Source organism: Enterobacter sp. WCHEn090032 (assembly GCF_003986875.1).
Taxonomy (GTDB): Bacteria; Pseudomonadota; Gammaproteobacteria; order Enterobacterales; family Enterobacteriaceae; genus Enterobacter; species Enterobacter sichuanensis.
This window is the reverse complement of the sequence record NZ_RXRN01000055.1, coordinates 1-4646: the sequence shown is the minus strand read 5'-3', so window position 1 is coordinate 4646 and position 4646 is coordinate 1. Positions and strand designations below refer to the sequence as shown.

5 protein-coding genes and 3 pseudogenes are annotated in these 4646 nt (G+C 44.4%); all 8 read left to right on the top strand.

Going from position 1 to position 4646, the window contains the following annotated elements; genetic code table 11:
* Window positions 1–537: pseudogene (locus tag EKN83_RS23130) on the top strand (RHS repeat domain-containing protein); the annotation flags it as partial.
* A gap of 386 nt (window positions 538–923) precedes the next feature.
* On the top strand, window positions 924–1397 hold the full coding sequence (locus EKN83_RS23125) for a hypothetical protein (protein WP_126801786.1): 474 nt from the start codon (window positions 924–926) through the stop codon (window positions 1395–1397).
* A 107-nt stretch (window positions 1398–1504) separates the two neighbouring features.
* Window positions 1505–2231 (top strand): annotated as a pseudogene (locus EKN83_RS23120) (RHS repeat domain-containing protein); the annotation flags it as partial.
* Between the two features lie 125 nt (window positions 2232–2356).
* Window positions 2357–2827 (top strand): Imm26 family immunity protein, encoded by a 471-nt coding sequence (locus EKN83_RS23115; RefSeq protein WP_126801785.1) that lies wholly within the window; start codon window positions 2357–2359, stop codon window positions 2825–2827.
* Window positions 2828–2869: 42 nt separating this feature from the next.
* Window positions 2870–3091 carry a DUF6386 family protein gene (locus EKN83_RS23110; protein ID WP_221885395.1) on the top strand — a complete coding sequence of 74 codons (222 nt, stop codon included), beginning with the start codon at window positions 2870–2872 and terminating at the stop codon, window positions 3089–3091.
* Entirely contained in the window at window positions 3088–3756 is a 669-nt protein-coding gene (locus tag EKN83_RS23105) for a hypothetical protein (RefSeq protein WP_126801784.1), read from the top strand. The genes EKN83_RS23110 and EKN83_RS23105 overlap by 4 nt, the downstream gene beginning before the upstream one ends.
* 272 nt (window positions 3757–4028) lie before the next feature.
* On the top strand, window positions 4029–4226 hold the full coding sequence (locus EKN83_RS23100) for a hypothetical protein (RefSeq protein ID WP_047958871.1): 198 nt from the start codon (window positions 4029–4031) through the stop codon (window positions 4224–4226).
* A 130-nt stretch (window positions 4227–4356) separates the two neighbouring features.
* Window positions 4357–4646 (top strand): annotated as a pseudogene (locus EKN83_RS23620) (RHS repeat protein); the annotation flags it as partial.

Here is a 4646-nt window from a genome sequence, read left to right as displayed (position 1 = left end):
CTTCCGCTACGACCCTCTCGGACGCCGCATCAGCAAAACGCGCCAGCAGATGCTGGGCGGTCAGCCAACCGGCAAACCGGTGACCACCCGGTTTGTCTGGGAAGGGTTCCGCCTGCTGCAGGAGCTGCATGGAGACGTGCCGCTGACCTACGTTTACAGCGACCAGGACAGCTACGACTCGCTGGTGCGTATTGACGGCGTTGATGCCCCGGAGATCTTCTGGTTCCACTGCCAGTCCAACGGCACGCCAGAGCGGATGACGGATATCGAAGGGCAGGTGCGCTGGGAAGGGGTGAACAACGCCTGGGGCAAGCTGTTGCAGGAGAGCGAGACACAGGGAGCAGGATATTCTCAGACCTGCGGATGCAGGGGCAACACCTGCATCGCGAGACAGGGCTGCACGACAATTTGTTCCGGTATTACGACCTGGGCTGCGGACGGTTTACGCAGCAGTACCCTATAGGGCTGGCGGGGGGGATAAATCTTTACCTGTATGCGTTGAATGCGCTGGGGTGGGTTGATCCGTGGGGGTTGAAATGCAAGTTAAAACATGACTTACTGCCTGGACAATCACATCACTTAAATCAGGATGCTGCATTCCGTGACATTATACCTACTAATAGTGGAGCAGCGATCAAATTAGATGGTAATGCGTTTACTCCACCAGGTACTCCGCACTATGAAGCTCATAAATCTTTAGAACAGTTTTGGAATCAATTTAGGAAAGGCGGCGCTTCATACCGAGAAATGCCTTCCAACCTCCAATATACTCAGGCATTGAAGCATTCACTGGAGGCGGCAGGATTACCAGCAAATCAGGTTAAAGAAGCTGTCAGGTATAGTATTCAAAATCGAATAGAACATGGTGCGCTTGGTGGCATGAACGTACCTAGGATCTCCGGAAGAATAAATCAGGTTAAAACATGAAAATATCCCAGTTAGCAATGGACAGGTTAAATAAAATTAATTGGTTTGTTAATCTTGGTATGGCGACGACACTCCCCGGGGTTATCCAAACTAAGTCCCTTAGCTTATTTATAAAAGGCTTGAAAAGTGATGAATGGGAAAGTGCCACTTTGGAGGCTGGTAATGAAATAACGGGTTTTCTCGCAAAAAAACATACTAGCAAATATCAATACTGGAACTCTTTGGTCAAAGACGCTAAGAAAGTTGTGGAGAATGATATTATCCCAAAAATCACCTTCCCAGAGTCTGAGATAGTTACAATGACTGAGAGCTTAAAATGGGACCTTATGAATTTCTTGCTTGAAGATGCGTATAGTTCTCTACTACAAGAGCCATTCTTTTTTGACGGATTAATTAGTGTTTATGAAGCTGGGCATATGCCCTGTGGATGGTCAGGTACTTGGCCAGCGGGAAAACTGGTTATTTATTGATACATTGCCCGCAATAAAAAATCCACGCTAAGCTTGGATTATTTCATTCAAAACAAATCAAACGTTAAACAAGAAGTTCATTACGTCGCCATCTTTAACGCTGTAATCTTTATCGACGGGACATCTTTACCGGCAATGCCCAGCGCCTGGAGTACGATTATCGCAATAACCTGGTGCGGGAAGAACGGGACGATAACCCGTTTAACTGGTACCGCTGGCAGTACGACAGCGCCGGGCGCCTGCTCGTTAAGGACGGCATGCTGCGCGGTCAGGAGCATTGGCGCTGGGATGCGGCTGGTAATCCGTTAGAGGGCGCTGGAAAGAAGACTGCCCATAACTGGGTCACGCAACTGAACGGTATTCAGTAGCGTTATGACATCCACGGCCGTACCGTAGAGAAGGATAACGGCCAGATCCGGCACTACCAGTACGATGGTGAACAGCACCTGGGGCAAGCAGCTCCGGGAGAGCGAGACGCAGGGATCAGGATATTCCCAGAACGAGCGGATGCAGGGGCAGCACCTGCATTGTGAGAGAGTTGCACGACAATCTGTTCAGGTATTACGACCCGGACTGCGGACGGTTTACGCATCAGGACCCGATAGGGCTGGCGGGGGGATAAATCTTTACCAGTATGCGCCGAATGCGCTGGGGGGGGATCCTATAGGTTTAACCGCTTGCAAAAATGGAAGCCCTAAACGGTCAGTGAGAAACATGTCATTTGCTGACTGGATTAAAAGAAAGGCAAAAGGTGGGAATAATACCCATGTGTATTTAGGATTTAGAATCACTGAAGAACCGCTAAATCGCGGTCATGCACGGAGCATAGAATAAGCAGTTATTCACAATAATTCCCATTTTGAAAATTCTATCAATAGCATAAGTCCTACAAGAAAGTTATACTCGGATGCTGTTTTGTGGGGTGGAAACTGGCTTAAAAACAATGGGATTAATGTAAAATGGCCGACAGACTTACAGTAGTGTCAGGAAATGAAAAGCAAAAAAAGTGGCCAAAAGAAGGCGATGTTTTTTACTTTCAGTTAAATGATGATCGATTAGGCTATGGTATGGTCGCCCTGGGTAAAATAGATGTCGGCCCATTCAAAAATGCTATAGTTATATATATATATGACTATTTTACATCTTCGCTTCAAGAAGATGCTGTATTGGCAAAAGATAATTTGCTATTGCCACCAATTATTACTGATAATTCATGTTGGAAAAACGCTTATTTCGTAACGTTTAAAACTATCGAAACGAGCGAAGTGGATATTTTACCACGGCATTATTTTAAAAATCCTGTCAGAAATAAAATATATGATCAGCATGGAGTGCCAATTGAATCGCCGACTGAGAATATACCAGTCGGTGAAGAGTTGATTCAATTCTATAAAAGCATTATAAAATCTATAGAAAGCTTTGTTAACTAATGGGCTAGACCGGGGGGGGGATTTCCGGCCTTTGCTTACGCAATGAGAAAAATCATAAGCATACAAACAGACACTACCACTTTAGTTATTTATGATTTGATGTCATTAAAGCATGGAATAAATGAAGACGTAGATTGGTGGAGTCTTCCAGAAGATGGAGTAGAAGAGGTAAATAAATGGAATGTATTATTTCTCAATCTTGGGGATGATGGCGCCTATAAAGTCAATATTAAAAAAACTTACCTAAAAACATGTTTAGAATGAGTGACGGAAAACACTTCCAGAAAGCGAACAGACAATTATATTATAAAATGAATAATGACCCATCATATAGAGCTTCCCTTGAGGAAAAATTCCCGGGAATATTTGAAAAGGTTTCACCAGGTAAGCGTGGCGCGCTCCTAAGAACAGCTCCAACAGGTTCTGGTTGTGAAACAACTTGGCATCATCATGAGCGAGTTGGTGGGTTGTTACAATTGGTTGATTGGCCAGATCATAACTCAAGGCATCTGGATTATGACCCGAAAGGATATGGTGGAAGAAAAACTTGGGGGGGTCTCGATGCAGATAATTGTGAGGGTATAATGAATACATATACATCTATAGATGAATTAATAGCAAGTCTTTCTCAGTTAGAGCCTGGTGAATGGATTTATACTAACATAAACACATGGGAAGCACGGCCTGAAGATACTCACTTCTTTTATATTTCTTGGGATTATATCCAAAGTTTGGAGGATGACGAAATATACCTTGATGAAGAGGATCTGGAAATGCCCTTAGCAGTAGAAACTTTTTCTTTGAAAGGATGGATGTTAGTCAGTTCTTTGAACTATATTGTGAAGAATAAAAATAGTGGAGGTCATGGGAATAAATGGTTTATCGATGAGGTGAATTATTATAGGGATAATGACACATATAGAACATGATTTTAATAATGATGAGCAGTTCGCTTAATTAAGCAACCAATTCAAAATGCCTTGACAAAAGCCCACGCTCTGTCGTTTCTGGAATGCGGGGCGGAAAAGCTCCAGTAGCGCATGATACACAGTGGAGCGGGAAAAATAGATCTTATGTCCTACACCAGAGAACCCCTATCCAACATGGAGGCGGTATTTATGATGATTGATAATCAAGTAATCGTTACAACAAAATATCACCTTGACATTCTAGATCGTGCTTATCATTTTTGAGGTATAATATGCAAAGACAAGTGCTTATCGAACTAATAAGGAAAATCCAACACTGCGAAGGGACAGAAGAAGAAGCGGATAATGACATCGACCTCCTTTGTAGAAGTGTCGCAGATCCTCAGGCAGCTAATTATATTTATTATGAAGAACTCAGCGCAGAAGAAATTGCGGATAAAATTATAAGTTATAAACCACTTCAATTATAAGTAGTATTCGGGGGGCGCAATGAGTCCCCCATATTGAAAAAAACCATCCCAAAGCTTGGTTTTTTTTCATTCAAAACAAATAAAACGTTAAACAAGAAGTTCATTACGTCGCCATCTTTAACGATGTAATCTTTATCGATGGGACAACTTTACCGGCAATGCCCAGCGCCCGTCGCCGCGCCGCTGGTCCCGCCGCCTGGAGTACGATTATCGCAATAACCTGGTGCGGGAAGAACGGGACGATAACCCGTTTAACTGGAACCGCTGGCAGTACGACAGCGCCGGGGCCTGCTCGCTCAGGACGGCTCGCTGCCCGGTCAGGAGCAGTGGCGCTGGGATGCGGCTGGTAATCCGTTAGAGGGCGCTGGAAAGAAGATTGCCCATAAGCGGGTCACGCAACTGAACGCTATTCGCTCGCGC